This is a genomic window from Bacillus sp. L381 (assembly GCF_030284525.1).
In the GTDB taxonomy this organism is placed as follows: Bacteria; Bacillota; Bacilli; order Bacillales; family Bacillaceae; genus Bacillus; species Bacillus amyloliquefaciens.
Genome location: NZ_CP127224.1, coordinates 3,039,152 through 3,057,736, shown reverse-complemented (window position 1 = coordinate 3,057,736; position 18,585 = coordinate 3,039,152). Strand labels below are relative to the sequence as shown.

The 18,585-nt window shown below is 48.7% G+C and carries 19 protein-coding genes and 1 pseudogene; 15 read left to right on the top strand and 5 right to left on the bottom strand.

Going from position 1 to position 18,585, the window contains the following annotated elements; genetic code table 11:
• Positions 1-107 precede the first annotated feature (107 nt).
• The gene (locus QRX25_RS15740; protein ID WP_065982261.1) at positions 108-569 is read right to left on the bottom strand and encodes a DUF2691 family protein; all 462 of its coding nucleotides are present in this window, start codon (positions 567-569) and stop codon (positions 108-110) included.
• A gap of 77 nt (positions 570-646) precedes the next feature.
• Between QRX25_RS15740 and QRX25_RS15735 the strand changes: the two genes are divergently transcribed.
• The 3 genes from QRX25_RS15735 to QRX25_RS15725 all read left to right on the top strand — a co-directional run bounded on the left by QRX25_RS15735 (position 647) and on the right by QRX25_RS15725 (position 2,943).
• Positions 647-1,348, top strand: coding sequence for a class I SAM-dependent methyltransferase (locus tag QRX25_RS15735; protein WP_065982260.1), 702 nt, complete (start codon positions 647-649; stop codon positions 1,346-1,348).
• Between the two features lie 37 nt (positions 1,349-1,385).
• Positions 1,386-2,501, top strand: a complete 1,116-nt coding sequence (locus tag QRX25_RS15730) for an NAD(P)/FAD-dependent oxidoreductase (RefSeq protein ID WP_212099201.1) — start codon at positions 1,386-1,388, stop codon at positions 2,499-2,501.
• A gap of 67 nt (positions 2,502-2,568) precedes the next feature.
• Positions 2,569-2,943 (top strand): nucleotide excision repair endonuclease, encoded by a 375-nt coding sequence (locus QRX25_RS15725; protein ID WP_013353482.1) that lies wholly within the window; start codon positions 2,569-2,571, stop codon positions 2,941-2,943.
• A gap of 40 nt (positions 2,944-2,983) precedes the next feature.
• Here QRX25_RS15725 and QRX25_RS15720 read toward each other — a convergent pair whose 3' ends face one another.
• Positions 2,984-3,256: a DUF1648 domain-containing protein gene (locus QRX25_RS15720; protein ID WP_065982258.1), complete on the bottom strand. Its 273-nt coding sequence runs from the start codon at positions 3,254-3,256 to the stop codon at positions 2,984-2,986.
• A 123-nt stretch (positions 3,257-3,379) separates the two neighbouring features.
• On the opposite strand from QRX25_RS15720, the gene QRX25_RS15715 reads away from it, so the two are divergent.
• From QRX25_RS15715 to QRX25_RS15705, 3 genes and pseudogenes are all read left to right on the top strand, one after another.
• Positions 3,380-3,910, top strand: a complete 531-nt coding sequence (locus QRX25_RS15715; RefSeq protein ID WP_212099198.1) for an SdpA family antimicrobial peptide system protein — start codon at positions 3,380-3,382, stop codon at positions 3,908-3,910.
• Between the two features lie 32 nt (positions 3,911-3,942).
• Positions 3,943-4,759 (top strand): annotated as a pseudogene (locus tag QRX25_RS15710) (sporulation-delaying protein SdpB family protein); the annotation flags it as partial.
• A gap of 84 nt (positions 4,760-4,843) precedes the next feature.
• Entirely contained in the window at positions 4,844-5,434 is a 591-nt protein-coding gene (locus QRX25_RS15705; RefSeq protein ID WP_212099195.1) for a sporulation delaying protein family toxin, read from the top strand.
• 32 nt (positions 5,435-5,466) lie between these two features.
• On the opposite strand, the gene QRX25_RS15700 is transcribed toward QRX25_RS15705, so the two are convergent.
• Positions 5,467-6,393: a MerR family transcriptional regulator gene (locus QRX25_RS15700; protein ID WP_212099192.1), complete on the bottom strand. Its 927-nt coding sequence runs from the start codon at positions 6,391-6,393 to the stop codon at positions 5,467-5,469.
• 196 nt (positions 6,394-6,589) lie between these two features.
• Here QRX25_RS15700 and QRX25_RS15695 point away from each other — a divergent pair, with 196 nt between their 5' ends.
• The 5 genes from QRX25_RS15695 to QRX25_RS15675 all read left to right on the top strand — a co-directional run bounded on the left by QRX25_RS15695 (position 6,590) and on the right by QRX25_RS15675 (position 11,586).
• Positions 6,590-7,576 (top strand): SIS domain-containing protein, encoded by a 987-nt coding sequence (locus QRX25_RS15695; RefSeq protein ID WP_071347658.1) that lies wholly within the window; start codon positions 6,590-6,592, stop codon positions 7,574-7,576.
• A 73-nt stretch (positions 7,577-7,649) separates the two neighbouring features.
• On the top strand, positions 7,650-8,915 hold the full coding sequence (locus tag QRX25_RS15690) for an ABC transporter substrate-binding protein (protein WP_212101762.1): 1,266 nt from the start codon (positions 7,650-7,652) through the stop codon (positions 8,913-8,915).
• A gap of 24 nt (positions 8,916-8,939) precedes the next feature.
• Positions 8,940-9,830 (top strand): carbohydrate ABC transporter permease, encoded by an 891-nt coding sequence (locus QRX25_RS15685; protein ID WP_013353474.1) that lies wholly within the window; start codon positions 8,940-8,942, stop codon positions 9,828-9,830.
• Positions 9,831-9,833: 3 nt separating this feature from the next.
• Entirely contained in the window at positions 9,834-10,718 is an 885-nt protein-coding gene (locus QRX25_RS15680) for a carbohydrate ABC transporter permease (protein ID WP_115997006.1), read from the top strand.
• A 13-nt stretch (positions 10,719-10,731) separates the two neighbouring features.
• Positions 10,732-11,586, top strand: coding sequence for a fructoselysine 6-kinase (locus QRX25_RS15675; RefSeq protein ID WP_212099188.1), 855 nt, complete (start codon positions 10,732-10,734; stop codon positions 11,584-11,586).
• Between the two features lie 24 nt (positions 11,587-11,610).
• Here the strand turns inward: QRX25_RS15675 and frlR are convergent, their stop codons facing one another.
• Positions 11,611-12,339 carry a transcriptional regulator FrlR gene (gene frlR / locus QRX25_RS15670; RefSeq protein WP_014472656.1) on the bottom strand — a complete coding sequence of 243 codons (729 nt, stop codon included), beginning with the start codon at positions 12,337-12,339 and terminating at the stop codon, positions 11,611-11,613.
• Positions 12,340-12,492: 153 nt separating this feature from the next.
• On the opposite strand from frlR, the gene QRX25_RS15665 reads away from it, so the two are divergent.
• Positions 12,493-13,599: an ABC transporter ATP-binding protein gene (locus tag QRX25_RS15665; protein WP_212099185.1), complete on the top strand. Its 1,107-nt coding sequence runs from the start codon at positions 12,493-12,495 to the stop codon at positions 13,597-13,599.
• Between the two features lie 45 nt (positions 13,600-13,644).
• Here QRX25_RS15665 and QRX25_RS15660 read toward each other — a convergent pair whose 3' ends face one another.
• The gene (locus tag QRX25_RS15660) at positions 13,645-14,511 is read right to left on the bottom strand and encodes an endonuclease I family protein (protein WP_014472219.1); all 867 of its coding nucleotides are present in this window, start codon (positions 14,509-14,511) and stop codon (positions 13,645-13,647) included.
• 219 nt (positions 14,512-14,730) lie between these two features.
• Here QRX25_RS15660 and allC point away from each other — a divergent pair, with 219 nt between their 5' ends.
• The 3 genes from allC (at position 14,731) to QRX25_RS15645 (ending at position 18,563) form a co-directional block, all read left to right on the top strand.
• Positions 14,731-15,972 (top strand): allantoate deiminase, encoded by a 1,242-nt coding sequence (gene allC / locus QRX25_RS15655; RefSeq protein WP_212099182.1) that lies wholly within the window; start codon positions 14,731-14,733, stop codon positions 15,970-15,972.
• A 60-nt stretch (positions 15,973-16,032) separates the two neighbouring features.
• Positions 16,033-17,244 (top strand): pyridoxal-phosphate-dependent aminotransferase family protein, encoded by a 1,212-nt coding sequence (locus QRX25_RS15650; protein ID WP_373925710.1) that lies wholly within the window; start codon positions 16,033-16,035, stop codon positions 17,242-17,244.
• 122 nt (positions 17,245-17,366) lie between these two features.
• A complete protein-coding gene (locus QRX25_RS15645) occupies positions 17,367-18,563 on the top strand; it encodes an MFS transporter (RefSeq protein WP_065982246.1) in 1,197 nt (398 codons plus the stop codon).
• The last annotated feature ends 22 nt before the right edge of the window (positions 18,564-18,585 follow it).

Below are 18,585 nucleotides of genomic sequence, written 5' to 3'. Positions count from 1 at the left end.
CCATCAGTATACATGAGGGGGATGTCTGATTGTTGAAAACACACGAATTTGTCAATATTTTGAATCCTAAGCCCTATTTGGCGATTCATAAAAAGAACGCACTTTCATCAGACAGATAAACCCGTTCTCGCATCATTCTCATCTGTGACATAGTCAACATGGAGAAATCCGCATTGTACCGCCTGCTGATAAAGGGCTTCCAGCATGTCCGGATCTTTGCAGTATAAGGATACATATGAGCAATCTGCGATGAGAAGCACAAGCTCACAGGAACTTTCCAAATATTCTTCGTACGTATTGATTTCCGTTACCATCCCGCTTGGGAAAGCCTTCAATTCTGCAAAAATCATATAATAAGAGTTTCCTTCAAGACGCTGACGGAGCTCATGGCCCTCAATGATGCGCTGTTCTTCCGGAAACAGGTCTGCATCGGTGTCTTCTTTGAAGTCGGTAAACGCCTCCCCATCACCGATAAACCACGTATAGGCGGAAATGGGGAATGGTTTTAATATGTCTGCCGCAAACTGTCCGAATGTGTTCGGGATGTCAAAAGTAAGGCCTCGTTTCATTTTGTCGTTTCTCCTTTCTGCTGCTGCCAGAATCATATGGTATACTATTTGGATAAATATTGAAAGGGCTGGACGATATGACAACACGATACGGCATTGATGCGCCTTATGGTGCGTTTGGATTTATCTTTGTTGCGTTCCTTTACGGCGCAGGCACTTTATGGGGAATTATTCCTCCCTTCTGGGGCTGGCTGACGGGCGCCTTGTTTTTATTACTCGGTCTTTGGATGCTGCTGTATTCAATGACTATTAAACTTCCACACCGCCATCGCATTCTCGCGCTTTCCGGCTTAAAGCCGAACATGAAGGTGCTTGATGTCGGGACGGGGCGGGGACTGATAGCCATCGCCGCGGCGCAGAAAGGCGCAGATGTCTCAGCGATTGACAAGTGGTCTGGCTGGGATCTGGGCGGAAACGGACGAGAGGCGTTTGAACAGAACAGACGGGCTGAAGGAGCGCCGGAAATTGATCTGTATGACGGACTGGCGCAAGACATGCCGTTTCCTGATGAAACGTTTGACCTTGTCATTTCGCATTTTGTCGTACACAACATTTCAGGCAGAAAAGAGCGGGAACGGGCGATCGCGGAAATGGTGAGGGTGCTGAGGCCCGGCGGCACATTGGCCGTATCAGATATAAAAAATATGTCTCAATACAGAAAGTTTCTTGAGGAAAACGGCTTTCAGACGAGGACTTATTCCTTTTATCATACGTTTCCGTTTTCGAAACTCATCATTGCGGTCAGGACTCCGGTAGGAACCGGGCGCTCCATTTGTTAAAATAAATAAGACAAAACAGATAGAAAAGGTGTTACACATGAAGTCTTATATCATTATCGGAGCCGGCATTCTCGGTGCGTCAGCGGCTTATCATCTTGCAAAGGCCGGAGCGGAAGTAACGGTCATTGACCGGAAACACCCGGGCCAGGCGACTGACGCAGCGGCGGGGATCGTTTGCCCGTGGCTGTCGCAGCGCCGCAATCAGGCATGGTATGCGATCGCAAAAGGCGGTGCCCGTTATTATGAACAATTGATACAGCAGCTGGAAGCCGACGGAGAAACTGACACCGGTTATCAAAAGGTCGGTGCCGTCAGTCTCCATACGGATGAAAAAAAGCTCAGCCAGATGGAAGAAAGAGCTTATAAAAGAAGAGAGGACGCTCCTGAAATCGGCGGCATCACAAGACTGACTCCGGCAGAAACGAAGGCATTGTTTCCCGCGCTGTCGGAGGAATACGGAGCGGTTCATATCAGCGGTGCGGCCCGGGTGAACGGGAGGGCGCTTCGTAAGGCGCTGTTAAACGCGGCCATGAAGCACGGTGCGGCAGTTTATAATGAAGAGGCGTCAATACTGGCAGAGGACGGGGCCGTCACCGGGGTGAAAACGGAAGAACGCACGCTTCATGCCGACCAGGTTCTCGTAACGGCGGGAGCTTGGGCGAAGGAGCTGCTTCAGCCGCTGGGCATCCGCTTTTCAGTATCGTACCAAAAGGCGCAGATCGTTCATTTAGAGCTTCAGGGAGAGGATACGGGCGGATGGCCTGTGGTTATGCCGCCGAACGACCAGTACATCCTCGCATTTGACAGCGGCAGAATCGTAGCGGGCGCGACTCATGAAAACGATACCGGCATGGATTTGCGGGTGACGGCAGGCGGTCTCCGCGAGATTTTTGACAAAGCATTAACAGTCGCGCCGGGGCTTTCAGACAGTACCGTGATGGAGACAAGAGTCGGTTTCAGGCCGTTTACTCCCGGTTTTCTTCCTGTTATCGGCAGCCTGCCGAATATCAGCGGCCTCCTCGTGGCCAACGGGCTCGGCGCCTCGGGGCTGACGAGCGGACCGTATCTCGGAGCTGAACTGGCGAAACTCGCGCTCGGCCAGCAGACCGAAATTGATTTGAGCCTCTATGATCCGGCCGGCGCGCTCGAATGAAAGAATGGCTTTTCGGGTATTCTTATGGTAGGATGGAGCTTTAATGAATAAGAGGACGTGACCTATTATGATAAAAATAAAACTTCCTGCTCCTGATGTAACCATTACGGAACGGCAGCAGTCACCGTCGGAAAATGAACCGGCGATTAAAGCGATTTACGGTTTCATTGATTTTCACCAAATTCCGAGAGACAAAGGCGGCATATTTATGTTTTATAACATTCATGACGAGCTGCTGTTTGTCGGGAAAGCCCGTAAATTAAGACAAAGAATCAAAAAGCATTTTGAAGACAATGTGTCGCCTGTTAAACATCACAGGGACGAAGTGTATAAAATTGAAGTATGTGTCGTAAATGATCCGATGGAAAGAGATATTTACGAAACGTACGCGATCAATACCCTTCAGTCGAAATACAACATTGAGAAAGTATTTTATAAATAAGCAAAACCGGAGCCCTTTTAAGCTCCGGTTTTATTTATGCTTACAGTGCCAGCCACATCACTGCGATGTGCACGATCAGCAGGCAGTAAACGACGAGGAATAACTGGACGACCCGTTTTCTGAATAACATGCAGACAACCATAAGCACGGGAAAAATCAGGACGCCGGCCGTTTTATTGATGGCTGTATTCGGACGGTTCGACGCGTCATAGTGAATAGCCATATCAGCAGGAAGAAACGGATAAAACACAATCGACAGAATAAAGGCGAGTGCCACCGCTCCCCACAGCACCTTATCATTCATCAAAAACATATGAACACTCCTTTTTTACATATAATAGTATATTAGTCCAAAAAATCTAATTTCTCAATATTTTACCTGTTGAATGGTGTATAATCATGTCAATGAAATGTCCATTCGACAGGAGGGTTTCAATTGACTGACAAGAGACAAAACAGCATGTTTTCATTCTTTCTTTTTATAATGGCCGCCTGGATCATCGTTTTGTTTTTAACCGTCATCGCGGCACTGCCAAGCTCCGCCATCCAATTAACCAAGCATCAATCCAAAACCGTTTCCATGATTTATCCGCAAAGCTGGGGATTTTTCAGTAAAGATCCGAGAGAAGACAGTCTGAACATCTATCTCCTTGATGCCGATGAAAAGCTCAGATGGCCGAATAATTCACTGAAAAATGTGATCGGCTTAAACCGATACGGGCGGACGCAAGGGATAGAGCTCGGCCTTATGCTGGAAAAGCTGCCTTCCAAAGAGAAGTGGCACGACTTCACGGCTGGCCAGGACTTTAAGAATACCACATTTTTGAAAATGAAAAATGAGTCGCCCTCCCCAAGGCTGAAAGGGAAAATGATCATTACATATGAACGCATTACCCCGTGGGCATGGAGCAAACATACCGAAACGAAACGAACCGTTAAAAAATATATCGGAGTGGATGTCAATTGATTCAGGATGCAAAAAAGCAGCTCACTTTATGGATGATGCAGAATCCGCCTTGGACAAATGTGTACGGGCTTGCCAGAAGCTTAATCGCGCTCGGCACGCTGCTGACATTGCTGTTCAATCCGGCGTCTGTCTTCTTCAAAACGCAAAATCAAATGCTCAGCTTTTCCGACACGTTCAGTTTGTTTTTGATGTTTCCCGATTTCCGTTATATTGAGATCGTCAAAGCCGTTTGTATCTGTATTTTAATTCTGGTTGTCATTGGCTGGCGGCCCCGCCTCACCGGTTTTTTTCATTGGTGGATTTCGTACAGCTTCCAAAACTCCGCCGTTACTCTTGACGGAGGAGATCAGGTGGCTGCTGTTTTTACGCTGCTGCTGCTTCCGCTGACATTAACTGATCCGCGGAAATGGCACTGGTCTCCGTACGAGGCGTCTTTTGAGAAGAGGCCGCTTGAGCCTTACTACCGTTCGTTATGCTGGGCGACGCTGACGATCATCAGAATACAGGTCGCGATGCTGTACTTTAACTCCGTCATTGCCAAGCTGATGGAAGAAGAATGGCAGAACGGAACCGCCGTTTATTACTATTTGAACGATCCGATGCTGGGGCTGCCGGATGCGCTTCACAGTCTGTTTGACTTTATCCTGCAGTCAAAGCTTGTCATCATCCCGACTTGGGGCACACTCATTGTGCAAACCATTATGTTCTGCGCTTTGTTCGCTCCGAAAAAATATTGGCGTCTGATATTGTTTATATCCATTTTCATGCACGAAATCTTTGCTGTTATGCTGGGGCTTACCTCGTTCTCCATTACGGTATCTGGTATTTTAGTCCTGTTTTTGGTACCGGCAGAGAAAACAGTAGCTTTGAACCATTACAATCCGCTTTTTATCAGATACAATTTTCTCAATAAAAGGAAAAGGAGGAAATTATATGGTTAAAAGCAAGAAATCCGCTGCCGCCATGTTGCTGGTGTTTGTTTTAATGATCGCATTAGTCGGCCCGCATGCCACAGCGAAAACGGAGGCATCCGTCTCTTATTCGGGTGAACACATTTTTTCCGGCATCTTTTTCGGACAAGGTGAGGTCGCAAAGCTTCTTCCTGAAGTATGGGATACGAAAGCCGTCAAAAAGATCAATCAGGATGAATTAAAACAAGTTTCCGATCAGGTGATCGCTGATATTAAAAAGTCATCGCCGGATTATTTTAAAAAGTTAAAAGCGGCGGTCTACAGCGGCGATTATGAGAAAGTGAACAGCGTCATCGATCAAGGCTCACAGATTATGGCGAAAGTGCTGAAAGAAGAGTTTGACAAAAAAAGCATGGACAAAGGAAAATCAACGGCCATCGGACAATGCGCAACGGCTGTATGGGTATTTTTAAACGCGGCGGCCGCCATTGAGACGATCGCTCTTGCGGTAGCGGCCATCATTTTGACAGTAGCAAGCGTTGACGAAGATTCCGACTTAGGAAAAGAGCAGCTCATCGCAAATGTCGTTGACCGCATTAATGCGCAGCACTAAGCTGAAGAAAGAAAACGCTAAGGAAACGGGCCTTAGCGTTTTTTAATTTGCAGCATCTGATTTAAGTATGCCTCTGAATCAAAGCCGAGTTCCTCGTCGGCTTCTTTTTTCAGTTCTAGATGAAGTCGCACATACGTGTCATATTTCGGACTGAGCTTTTGAAGAAGATTGCTGAAAGGCGAGCCCGCTTTCAGCGCGGGCAGATCAGAAGCGGATTCCCCGATCTTGATCAGGCTTTCTCTGTATTCTTCATCCGTCTGCACTCTTTTCACAAGCTGAATGATTGTGTTTTTATGAGTGTCCCAAGTGGCTGGGTCTCTCTCCAAAATCCGCTCGATGAATTGGTCATGCTGGGCTTTGTGCTGCTGGAGCTGAGCAGGATCCTCACTGCCGACAAGCTGCATCATCGGGTGTGCAGCCGGAACTTCATCCATATCATCCAATACTTTAATTAGCTCCGCCCATGCCGCTTTTTTCTCATCTGTATCAATAGAAAAGTCAAGGAAAGGTTCAAACAGCGCGGCGATAAATTCTCCGAAATCTCCCGGGAACAGTTTCTTCAGCTGAAGCCCCATATACTTCGGTTCATCTATTTTGACCTCGCCGATATCATGTAAAATCGAATCGACGTTGTCTGCATCCTCCACCCGTTTGAGCAGCATTTCGGTCAATTTCCGTTCCTGCTCAAGCTCTTCAATCTGCCGGCTGAGTTTTTGATGCTGCTGCCGCAGTATATCATGCAGGCTGGTGCCCTCTAAGAGGAACGCTTTAATATCGCTTACGGACAGTGCCAGCATTCGAAGGGCGGCAATCATTTTCAGCGTATTCACGTCCTGAGCTGAATACTCACGGTATCCGTTATCAGGGTTTTTACTGACAGTAATTAAACCTTCCTGCTCATAATATTTGATGGCTTTTTTCGTGAGGCCCGTCTGCCGGGCGGCTTCTTTTATATTCATTCTGCATCACTCCCTGCTTTTCATTCTAAACGTGTCTCTAAGGGTCAGGTCAAGAGAGCGCGGGAAATAAGATGAGTTCATTTCATATTTTAGAAATTTCAGAAAATATGATTGACAACACGCCTTTATTGCGATTAATATAACGTTATATAATGTTATATAACATTATATAATAAAACACTGAGGAGTGAAGGATTTGAGTCAAACTGCCGCACAAGTGAATCACAAGGTTCAGGCTTTCTTGGATGATCTGAAAGGAAAAACGATTGATCATGTCTTTTTCGTTGCATGCGGGGGGTCTTCAGCCATTATGTATCCGAGCAAGTATGTGTTTGACAGAGAGGCGAAAGCCATCAGCTCTGATCTCTACAGTTCGAATGAGTTTATCCAGCGCAATCCCGTTCAGCTCGGAGAAAACTCTCTCGTGATTTTATGCTCTCATTCAGGCAATACGCCGGAAACGGTCAAAGCCGCCGGTTTCGCGAGAAAAAAAGGCGCGCTTACGATTGCGATGACTTTTGAGCCTGACTCGCCGTTAGCGAAAGAAGCCGAATATGTCGCGGTTTATGACTGGGGAGAAAACGCACAGGCGATAAATACGAATTACGGCGTTCTGTATCAAATCGTGTTCGGCGCTTTACACGTGCTGGAAAACCATCCCGCGTTTGAACAGGCGATCGATGGACTCAATAAGCTCCAGGCCGTTTATGACAAAGCGCTTAAACAAGAAGCGGATCGTGCCAAGGCATTCGCGAAAGCCCACGAAAAAGAAGATATCATTTACACGATGGCAAGCGGTGCAAACTACGGCGTCGCTTACTCCTACAGCATCTGCATTCTCATGGAAATGCAATGGATTCATTCCCATGCCATTCATGCCGGAGAATATTTTCACGGACCGTTCGAAATTATTGATGAATCCGTTCCATTTATTATCCTGCTCGGCTTAGACGAAACAAGACCCCTTGAAGAGCGGGCGCTTTCCTTCTCAAAAAGATACGGCAAAAAACTGACTGTGCTTGATGCCGAAACATATGATTTTTCCGGAATTGACGATTCTGTAAAAGGATATCTGGCTCCGCTCGTATTAAACCGGGTGCTCAGAAGCTATGCGGATGAGCTGGCGGAAGCAAGGAACCATCCATTAAGCCAGCGGCGCTACATGTGGAAAGTCGAATATTAAGAACGCGGATTATATTTCACCGGACTATAATGATATATAACGTTATAGTCCGGTGACAAAGGAGGAAAAGCATCTGAAAAAGCTCATCTGCCTGTTCGTTCTGTTAGCCGTATGTCTGTCATCAGCCGCCTGTTCAAGCCAAAGCAGTTCCTCTGACGGAAAAGTGACCCTGAAGTTTTTTCACAGGTGGCCGAAAGAGCCGGAAAAAAGCTATTTTGAAGAAGCGGTCAAAGAATTTGAAGCCGCCCATCCGGACATTCACATCCAAACGGAAGCGGTATTAAACGATTCTTATAAAGACAAGGTGAAAGTCATGCTCGGAACAACGAGCCCCCCTGATATTTTCTTTTCATGGAGCGACCGGTTTGCTTACAAATTCATCAAAGGAGATAAAGCACTCGATCTGTCGCCTTACTATCAGAAAGATAAAGATTGGTCCTCACAGCTTGTACAGTCACAAGTCAAACCCTTTACGCATGACGGAAAAGAGTACGGTGTTCCGTGGCAAATGGACGCTAAATCATTCTTTTATAACAAAGACATTTTTAACAAATTACATTTGAAGCCCCCGGCGACATGGGATGAGCTGATCACAGTCTCTGAGAAATTGAAAGAGAACGGATATATTCCGATCAGTTTCGGCACAAAAGCGCCTTGGACCATTTCTCATTATATCGGCACGCTGAACCAGCGTATGGTCGATGAAAAAACGCGGGCGAAGGATTACAGTCCGAAAACCGGGGCGTTTACGGATGAAGGCTATATCAAAGCGCTGGAAAAGCTTCAGGAGCTTTTGCCGTACTTTACAAAGCATGTGAATTCCGTGGATCACGAATACGTGCGTCAGCAGTTTACGAGCGGCAAAGCGGCGATGATTTATGCGGAAACGGCGGAAATTAAACTCGTCGAACCGGTCAATCTGGGCCTGTTTCCTTTCCCTGAAATCAGCGGCGAAAAGGGATCTCCACGTGCGCTGACCGGATCTCCGGAAGGATTTATGATTTCCTCAAAAACAAAGCACCCGAAAGAAGCCATGGAATTTCTTCAGTTTTTAACCTCGAAAAAAATGGGAGAGAAGCTGATAAAAGATGTCGGTAAATACAGTGCGGTTCAGGGAACGGCGACAGAAAACAATACCTCCCCGATCCAGCGTGAAGCCGTCCAGGATATTGTCCGCGCCGAATCCATGGTGCCGTGGTTTGATATGGACGTTGACGTTGAAATCGCCGATGTGTATGCTGCGGGCGTTCAGCAGATGCTCGGCGGCACAATGACACCGCGCGAGGTGATGAAATCCGTACAGAAAGCGGCCCGGCAAGTCAAAGCGTCATCTGAATAGAACAGATTTCTTGGGAGAAAGGAGATGAGGATTTCCTTGGTCAGCCGAAAACGTTTCATTCCGTATCTGTTTCTCGCACCCGCGCTGATTTTCTTGCTGTTCGTTTATATTCCGATTTTTGAGAATGTGTTTTTCAGTCTGTTTGAATGGAGCTCATTTCAACCCGAAAAGACGTTTATCGGTTTTAAAAATTATATTGATTTGTTTCACGATCCCGTGTTTTTTACAGCACTCCGCAACAATGTGCTGTATGCGGTCATATCGCTGATTTGCCAGGTAGGCGGCGGGTTGATTCTGGCGGCCGTGCTGGAAGACAGGCTGGTAAGAAAATGGTCGCCGTTTTTCCGTACGGTATTTTTTCTCCCGGTCGTCATTTCCATGACCGTCATTGCGCTTTTGTTTGATTTTATTTATAACCCGGAAATCGGGCTTTTGAATCAGCTGCTGGAAGCCGTGGGACTGGATGAACTGACCCGTGCGTGGCTGGGCGATGAAAACACCGCTATGCTGTCTGTCATTTTTGTGTCTCAATGGCAATCCGTCGGTTACATCGCCATGCTGTACATTGTCTCGATTCAAAGCATTCCCGCTGAATTATATGAATCGGCGCAGCTGGACGGAGCCGGAAAAATCCAGCAGTTTTTTCACATTACGGTGCCGCAGACGAAAGAAATGTCGTTTGTTGCCGTGGTGATGACGCTGACCGGCGCGTTTACCGTATTTAATGAACCGTATATTCTGACCGGCGGCGGACCGGGCAATGCTTCGGAAGTGCTGAGCACATTTTTGTATAAGAGCGCTTTTACAAAAGATATGATGGGCTACGCTTCCGCGATTGCGACGGTGGTGCTTTTGCTGACGCTTGCCCTGTCGCTTATTCAGATGAAATTCTTTAAGACCGGAAAGGAGGAGTAGCTGATGCTTCCTGAAAAGACGGACTTGAGCCATCCGCGGCAGACTGTCAGAACAGCCGGAAAGCAAAGAAAATGGTATATCGGGGAAACGTCTGTATGGCTGTTTCTCTTTATCTACTTCATTGCCGTCGCTTATCCGCTGTTATGGATGGCGGTCAGCGCCTTTAAAAGCTCGGATGAGATTTTTGAGCACAGCTGGTCGCTGCCGTCTGTTTGGCATCCCGAAAACTTCGTCTCCGCATGGAACCAGGGGATTTCCGCTTATTTTATGAACAGCGTCATTGTGACCGTGCTGACTTGTCTCATAACCGTATTTGTGAGCGCCTTGGCGGCATACGGGCTGGCCCGTTTTCATTTTAAAGGAAAAGGGTTTGTTCTTATCATTTGTCTTGGCGGATTGATGCTGACGCCGCAGGTCAGTCTTGTGCCGCTGTACTCTATTATCCAGTCATTGGGGCTGTACAATACGTATTGGGCTTTGATCCTTCCGTACGCCGCCTATCGTATTCCGTTTACCGTTATTCTGATCCGTTCTTATTTTTTGTCGATTTCCAAAGAGCTTGAGGAAGCTGCCTATCTGGATGGATGTACAAGTCTGGGGATATTTTTCAGAATATTCTTACCTATGAGTGTGCCGATTCTGGTGACGTCAGGCATTTTGACGGCTTACCATACGTGGAATGAATTTATGTTTGCGATTATTTTTATCGATGATGAAAATTTACGGACGATTCCGGCCGGATTGATGCAGTTCAGAGATGCGCTGCAGACGGATTGGGGCGTACTGCTGGCCGGGCTGACGATTTCGGCCGCGCCGATCATAGTGCTGTTTTTATTGATGCAGAGATATTTTATCCGCGGCATTGCAGCGGGAAGCGTGAAAGGATAAGGGGGATGAAAAGATGAAACTGATAGCTGCCGGAGATAATGTGGTGGATTATTATCAGGATCAGGAGACGTTTTACCCGGGCGGGAATGCGCTGAATGTAGCCGTGCTTGCGCGGCGCTTAGGCCACGACACTTCTTATATCGGGATACTCGGCAGTGATGAAGCCGCGGATCACGTATTGAACGTGCTGAAACTGGAAAAGGTGAATGCCGATTTGATCCGCCGGGCATACGGAGAAAACGGGATGGCGGTCGTTACTCTTGATGAAAAGGGAGACAGGATATTTGCCGGATCAAATAAAGGCGGCGTGCAATCGCGTCTGACGCTCGCTTTTCACGAGAATGACATCTCATTTATCGCCGGACATGATCTGCTGCATACGAGCGTATACAGCAGGATAGAGCGTGACCTTCCGATGCTGAGCGGTCATGTGCCGATTTCCTTTGACTTTTCAACAAAACGTGACGAAGCCTATTTAGAGGCGGTCTGTCCGTACGTGACGTATGCGTTTTTTTCCGGGAGCGATTTGAGTGAAAGCGAATGTGTGCAGCTTGCCGAAAAAGCCCGCGGATTCGGAGCGAGAATCGTCTGTCTGACAAGGGGAGAATATGGCGCGGTGTTATCAGATGGGGAGCGCGTCTATCATCAGCCGGTTGTTAGAGCTGATATAATAGATACATTGGGTGCGGGAGATTCTTTTATCGCCGGGTTTCTTACCGATTTTTTCGAGCATCGGGATATACGGCGAGCGCTTGTTACGGCCGCCGGGACGGCTGCCAAAACATGCGGGGGATTCGGTGCGTTCGGTTACGGGCATCCCTACAGGCCGGACGGCGGGAAAAGCAATGAAAAAACGAGAATACGATAAGCATTGTCTCGTTTTTTATGCCTGTTACGTGTAGGGACTGTTAATGGTAAACGTGACGCGGTCGGTATGCATTAAAAACAGCGAGCTGTATATCGGCTGGTCTTTTGACATAAAAGCGGTTTTATCAATTTCAAAAAGTGCATCCCCGATATCGCAAGCCAGATAGCGGCTTTCTTCCTGTTTGGCATATACGACATTTAACAGCTTCGTATTATGGGTGGGCACCACCTGATAGTGCTGCTTCAAGATGTCATGCATCGACACGCCGTCTTTAATATGCTTGCCGATATCGGGAAATAAACCGAGCGGATAGTGGGCGATTTCGAATGAGAGCGGCTGGTCGTCGTGAAATAAAATGCGTTTTAATTCAAGAACGGGACTTTCAGAAGCGATGCGAAGTTTTTGGGCGATGGATTTAGGCGCTTCAATGATTTCATGGGAAAGGACCTGGTGTTTCGGTTTTTTTCCTGTTGATTCCATAAATTCAGAGTAGCCGTTGACCGCGATGAGCTCCCGCTTCAGTTTAGGGCTTTTAACGAACGTTCCCTTTCCCTGCTGCCGGACAAGCCAGCCTTCTTCCACAAGATCGAGGATGGCTTTTCTGACCGTTATGCGGCTGACATTGTACGTTTCGCAAAGCTCATTTTCAGTCGGCAGTTTCACGGACGGTGAATACACGCCCTTTTTGATATCATCCGCGATAATTTGTTTCAGCTGAATATATAAAGGTTTTGAGCTCCCGTTATTTAACAATGGGACGGACCTCCTTATGTCGAGTAATAGTACTATTATATGTATTATGACGTTATAATACAAATTTGCTTTTTTATGAATCTGTCAGAAACCCCGAACATTTTTAACATAACAGAAAGATGAGGCGGTTTCCAGTATTGGAGGAGGTTTCTAATGGCATCATTAACATTTGACCATGTCAAAAAAACATACGGCGCCCAATCGGCGGCAGTGAAGGATTTTCATTTGGATGTGAAGGATGAGGAACTGCTGGTGCTTGTCGGTCCGTCAGGCTGCGGCAAATCTACGACACTCCGAATGATTGCCGGGCTTGAGAGCATTTCTGATGGGAAGCTTTATATCGATGGAGACGCGGTGAATGATCTTCCTCCGAAGGATCGCGACATCGCGATGGTTTTTCAGAATTACGCGCTGTATCCGCACATGACGGTGTTTGACAATATGGCGTTCGGTTTGAAGCTCAGAAAGCTTGCGAAAAAAGAAATCGCAGAGCGTGTCAGGACGGCCGCTGATATTTTGGAAATCGGGCATCTGCTCAAGCGGAAACCGAAGGCTCTCTCAGGCGGGCAGCGGCAGCGGGTTGCGCTCGGCCGATCGATCGTGCGGGAGCCGAAGGTATTTCTGATGGACGAGCCGCTTTCCAACTTAGATGCGAAATTACGTGTGACAATGCGCGCCGAAATCAGCAAGCTTCATCAGCGTCTGAAAGCGACCATCGTTTATGTCACGCATGATCAGACAGAAGCGATGACAATGGGCGACCGGATTGTCGTGATGAATGAAGGAGATATTCAGCAGGCCGCAAGCCCCCATGAGATATATCATTATCCGGCGAATATGTTTGTGGCGGGTTTTATCGGCTCTCCGAGTATGAATTTTATAAAAGGCATCATTGAGGAAAATGACGGACAATTGTATTTTGCCGGTTCGTCCGTTCGTTTGCCCATTCCGAAAGAAAAAGCGGCGGTTCTCGTACAAAAAGGATACAGCGGCAAAGAGATGACAGCGGGGCTGCGCCCGGAGCATTTGACGCTTGCCGGACAGTCAGACAACCCGGATGAGGCGGTGTGCCGTGCTGTGGCGGAAGTGTGTGAAAACTTAGGCGCGGAGATGTATGTTCATGCATCAAGCGGAGACGAACGCCTGACGATCCGTCTTGACGGCGCTTCACAGGTGAGACCGGGCGATTCCATTATGCTTGGGGTCAATATGGACAGGGCCGTCTTTTTTGATGCCGAGACCGAAGACGCCGTATATTAAAAAAGGGAGCCTGATGATCGGGCTCCCTTATCATTTCTGATGACACTATTTCCAGATTTCATCCGCCCATTCCGGGTGGTCGATAAACGGATTGCGGTTATGCTGATAGTCTTCGTAAATGAGTTCGTTCCGCCGTTTTTCCTTACTGTCGACGGGATCTTGTTTATTCCATTTGAGCAAAACGGACAGTTTTCCCATGTAGGGAGCCGAACCGTTTCCTGTTTTATCATTCAGCTCAAGGTCAGGATACCCGTCGTCTCCTTCATAACGCACCGCCATGTAAAACAGCATGCGCGCGACGTCTCCTTTGACCTCATCGCGCGGCTCCCACGAATCACCGTCGTAATAGTTGCCCGGCGCTTTCGGGTATTCTGAGCCGCCGTTATCAAAATCCATGTTACCTCTGGCGCTGTTCACCTGAACGTCTGCCGGACGCAGATGATGAATGTCAGTGCCGGGGCCGGCAGATGTGCCGAAGTTTCCGTGTGACTTGGCCCACACATGTTCACGGTTCCAGTCCCCGACGCTTCCGCCGTTTTTACTTTTTGCCCGTGATTCCTGGGTATAGAGCAAGATGACATTGTTCGGATTTGCCGGATCTTCATCAGTTTCCTTCAACGCATCCCATACTTGGCTGTAAGACAGCTTTGTATTCCCGCTGATGATGCGGTGCAGGGCGCTTTTTAAGGATGTCCCGCTTTTTCCGGAAGCTTCTTTGTAATACGTGTCCGTGTCCGCAGACGGAGTGATGACCGATGAGGCGGTTTGCGGAAAAAAGGTGCCGGCAGTTGACACCGCCAGCCGGCTGTACAGATTCGTGTCAGCCGGCGCGCCCGCGGAGGCTGACGGCGCGGCCCATCCAAAAATGAAATACAGGCAGACAATCGGCAGAAACCAAAGTTTTTTTGTCATGACTTGCCCTCCTTTACCTCTATTATCCAAAAAATAAATCTAATATTCTATCTTTTTTGAAAAATGGTTCCTTCGGCTTATGAGCGGAAGGTGCGGCTTGTTGGACAAAGTGTCTGAAAAATGAACGATTTTTTAGAAGATATGATAATGAACTCATAAGGCGCTCCTTCTATAATGAAGGTCATCTTGCCAGTTTGTCAGGTTAAAAGGAGGGTGCCTATGAAACATCAGCAGCTATCGGCCGCGAGTATCGGAATTTCCGATGATATTCAATGGCTGTCTCAATTCGGCGCTTCCGCTGCCGGCGGAGTGACGAGGCTTTTATATACGAAAGAATGGATGGATGCCCAGCTTGCCGTCAAAAAGAAAATGGAGGCGTTCGGGCTTGAAACGGCATTTGACGATGTCGGAAACGTGTTCGGCCGGCTGAGCGGTTCAGAATCGCCTGATGAGGTGATTTTGACCGGATCGCATATTGACACCGTTATTGACGGCGGCAAATATGACGGAGCATTCGGCGTGCTGGCGGGCATGCTGGCGATCCGTCATTTGTATGAGACGTTCGGGCGTCCGAAAAAAACACTGGAGGCTGTGTCGCTTTGTGAAGAGGAAGGGAGCCGTTTTCCCATCACCTATTGGGGATCAGGAAATATCACCGGGGCTTTCTCGCTTTCAGATGCGGAAACGCCGAGAGACGCTTCAGGCATTTCTCTAAAAGAAGCCATGCGGCAGAACGGCTTCGGTGCAGGCCGCTATCCCGCACCGCTGCGGACCGACATCAAAGCCTTTCTGGAAATTCATATTGAACAGGGACAAACGCTTGAACGATCGGGAAAGGATATCGGGATTGTCACCGGAATTGCCGGGCAAAGGCGCTATACCGTTACGCTTGACGGTGAATGCAACCATGCCGGCACCACTTCGATGAAATGGCGGAAGGACCCGCTCGCCGCGGGAAGCAGCATGATCCACGAGCTCATGCTCTCAGCGGAAAGACTGCCGGAAGAGCTTCGCCTGACGTGCGGGAAAATGACGGTGGAACCGAATATGGCGAATGTCATTCCGGGCCGTGTCCAATTTTCCGTTGATATCCGCCATCAGGAGGAAGATGTGCTGACAGCCTTCCATCAGACACTGGTTTCGATCATTGAAAAAATCAGCCGCAGCAAAGGGGTCCGGCACGTTATTGATGAATATATGAAAATAGAGCCGGTTCAAATGGATGATACGCTGATACGAACGGCTGCAGAGGCTGCAAAAGAACAGGGGGCGGAGCCGGAACAGATCGTAAGCGGAGCGGGGCATGACGCCCAGATGCTCGGCAGAACCTTTCCGGCCTGCATGCTGTTTGTCCCGAGCCGGGGCGGAATCAGCCACTCTCCGCTTGAATTCACTCCTGCGCATCAGCTGGAAACCGGCGTCCGTACGCTGGCGAATGTATTATATAAACTTGCCTATTAACGTAAAGGGGGAATCGGCGTGCCGACCAGAAAAGAATTGTGCATTCCGCAAAGAACGATTATGACACCGGGACCGACAGAAGCTGAACCGAGAGTGCTGAGGGCGATGGGCGCTCCGATCATCGGCCAGTTTGACCCGGCATTTACAGACATGATGAACGAAACGATGCAAATGCTCCGTGAATTGTTTCAAACGGAAAACCGCTGGGCCTATCCGATTGACGGCACATCAAGAGCCGGAATTGAGGCGGTTCTCGCAAGTGTGATAGAACCGGGCGACCGCGTGCTTGTTCCGATATACGGACGCTTCGGGTATTTGCTGACTGAAATCGCCGAGCGGTACGGAGCGGACGTCCATACGATCGAGTGTGAATGGGGAACGGTCTTTCAGCCTGAAGAGATTATCAGCGAAATGAAAAAGGTCTCCCCGAAAATTGTGGCCATGGTGCACGGAGAAACATCAACGGGACGGATTCACCCGTTGAAAGAAATCGGGGAAGCGTGCCGCGAACAAAACGCGCTCTTTATCGTGGATGCCGTGGCCACGATCGGAGGCTGCGCCGTAAAAACGGATGAATGGAACATTGACGCGGTTATCGGAGGAACGCAAAAATGCTTATCGGTACCTTCAGGAATGGCGCCGATTACATATAATGACCGGACGGCCGCGGTTATTGCCGGACGTAAAAAGGTAGAGCGGGGCATCGCGACGGCGGCTGACGGTCAAATGCTGTCTGATCATCGTCCGATTACGAGCAACTATTTTGATTTGAGCCAGCTCGAAGATTATTGGAGTGAAAGAAGGCTGAATCACCATACAGAAGCGACAACGATGCTCTATGCGCTGCGGGAGGGGGTGCGTTTGGTCCTTGAAGAAGGACTTGAAGAACGGTTCCGCAGGCATCGCTGTCATGAAAAAGCGCTTATGGCCGGACTTGCAGCGATGGGTCTTGATTTATTCGGCGATCCGGAGGCGAAGCTGCCTGTCGTCACATGTGTGCAGATTCCGCAAGAAGCTGACGGCGAATCGATCAGGAGTATGCTTTTGTCTCAATTCGGAATTGAAATTGCGAGCTCGTTCGGTCCGCTGCAGGGGAAAATATGGAGAATCGGAACAATGGGCTACAGCTGCAGGAAGGAAAATGTGCTGTTTGTGCTGGCCGGTCTTGAAGCGGTTCTGATCAGGCACGGGGTTGCCGTTAAAGCCGGTGAAGCGCTGCAGGCGGCTCTCAACATATATGATCTGCAGGCTGAACCCGGTGTGCTGTCATGAGACATAAAACCGAGCTTTTAAATCATCTGGACTTTTTTCCCTTTCCCCAGTTATACTGAATGATATAAAAAATGACAAATATGGAATGATCATCTGTTTGTCTGGGGAGAAGGTAAGAATTCATGGCGTACATGGGCCGATTGTCAATTTTAATGCTGAATATGTTTATTGCGATGCTTGGGATCGGACTGATTATCCCGATTATGCCCGCATATATTACCGAATTCGGAGCGACGGGAAGCACGATGGGCCTGCTTGTTGCTGCGGCGGGGCTTACACAGCTCTTATTTGCGCCTATTGCCGGGGAAATAACCGACAAATACGGACGGCGGAAACTAATTATTTTCGGCATCGCCGCCTTTGCGGTGTCACAATTGATCTTCGCCTTTGCCGGAAGCCTGTGGCAATTGTTCGCGTCCCGCCTTTTGGGCGGAATGGGAGCGGCGTTTTTAATGCCGTCAATGTTCGCTTACATTGCGGATATTACGACGGAAAAAGAACGCGGGAAAGGAATGGGGCTGTTCAGCGCGGCGATGACGCTCGGTGTCGTCATCGGGCCCGGTGTCGGAGGCTATTTGGTTCATTACGGCATGGCTGTGCCGTTCATCGTGTCTGCAGGTCTCGCCTGCTTTTCAACCGTGCTTTCATTTTTCTTTCTGCCTGAGACGCTGGGGCGCGAAAAACAGCTGGAAGCCCGGGCAAAAATGGAAAAACGTGAGCATCTGTTTAAGCAAATGTCACGCGCGCTCAAGTCACCGTTCGCGTTTATGCTGATTCTGGTTTTTGTGCTGAACTTCGGAATTATGAATTTTGAATCCGTCTTCGGCCTTTACGTTGACCATAAACACGGATTTAAAGCGTCTGATATTGCCTTTATTATTACGGCTGCGGGTCTCATCGGCGTGTTTGTGCAGGCGGTCGGTGTCAGTTATCTCGTCGGCAAGTTCGGGGAAAAGCGCGTCATTAACGTTACGCTGATCGGTGCGGCGGCAGGACTCGTATGGTGCAGGCTCGCAGGCTCATATTGGACCGTGTTTGCCGCGGCAATCTTTTTTCTCACGCTGACATCGCTGCTCCGGCCGGCGGTCAATACGATGCTGTCGAAGCTTGCCGGTGACCAGCAGGGGTTTGCCGGAGGGATGAACACCTCATTCATCAGCTTAGCAAATATCGCAGGACCGTCAGCCGCCGGTTTTCTCTTTGATGTGAATATGGAATTTCCGTATATGCTGGGGGCGGTCATTCTCGCCATCAGTTTTCTGGCCGCGCTTGGCTGGGGCAAAAAGACACAGACCCGGCCATTCACGCAGCAAGGATAAGAATCAAAAGCCTCCGGGTTTC

Excerpts from the sequence above, each read along its gene's own strand:
- QRX25_RS15740 (WP_065982261.1), bottom strand. The coding sequence starts at position 569 with ATGAAACGAGGCCTTACTTTTGACATCCCGAACACATTCGGACAGTTT.
- QRX25_RS15735 (WP_065982260.1), top strand. The coding sequence starts at position 647 with ATGACAACACGATACGGCATTGATGCGCCTTATGGTGCGTTTGGATTT.
- QRX25_RS15730 (WP_212099201.1), top strand. The coding sequence starts at position 1,386 with ATGAAGTCTTATATCATTATCGGAGCCGGCATTCTCGGTGCGTCAGCG.
- QRX25_RS15725 (WP_013353482.1), top strand. The coding sequence starts at position 2,569 with ATGATAAAAATAAAACTTCCTGCTCCTGATGTAACCATTACGGAACGG.
- QRX25_RS15720 (WP_065982258.1), bottom strand. The coding sequence starts at position 3,256 with ATGTTTTTGATGAATGATAAGGTGCTGTGGGGAGCGGTGGCACTCGCC.
- QRX25_RS15705 (WP_212099195.1), top strand. The coding sequence starts at position 4,844 with ATGGTTAAAAGCAAGAAATCCGCTGCCGCCATGTTGCTGGTGTTTGTT.
- QRX25_RS15700 (WP_212099192.1), bottom strand. The coding sequence starts at position 6,393 with ATGAATATAAAAGAAGCCGCCCGGCAGACGGGCCTCACGAAAAAAGCC.
- QRX25_RS15685 (WP_013353474.1), top strand. The coding sequence starts at position 8,940 with ATGAGGATTTCCTTGGTCAGCCGAAAACGTTTCATTCCGTATCTGTTT.
- QRX25_RS15680 (WP_115997006.1), top strand. The coding sequence starts at position 9,834 with ATGCTTCCTGAAAAGACGGACTTGAGCCATCCGCGGCAGACTGTCAGA.
- QRX25_RS15675 (WP_212099188.1), top strand. The coding sequence starts at position 10,732 with ATGAAACTGATAGCTGCCGGAGATAATGTGGTGGATTATTATCAGGAT.
- QRX25_RS15665 (WP_212099185.1), top strand. The coding sequence starts at position 12,493 with ATGGCATCATTAACATTTGACCATGTCAAAAAAACATACGGCGCCCAA.
- QRX25_RS15660 (WP_014472219.1), bottom strand. The coding sequence starts at position 14,511 with ATGACAAAAAAACTTTGGTTTCTGCCGATTGTCTGCCTGTATTTCATT.
- allC (WP_212099182.1), top strand. The coding sequence starts at position 14,731 with ATGAAACATCAGCAGCTATCGGCCGCGAGTATCGGAATTTCCGATGAT.
- QRX25_RS15650 (WP_373925710.1), top strand. The coding sequence starts at position 16,033 with ATGACACCGGGACCGACAGAAGCTGAACCGAGAGTGCTGAGGGCGATG.
- QRX25_RS15645 (WP_065982246.1), top strand. The coding sequence starts at position 17,367 with ATGGCGTACATGGGCCGATTGTCAATTTTAATGCTGAATATGTTTATT.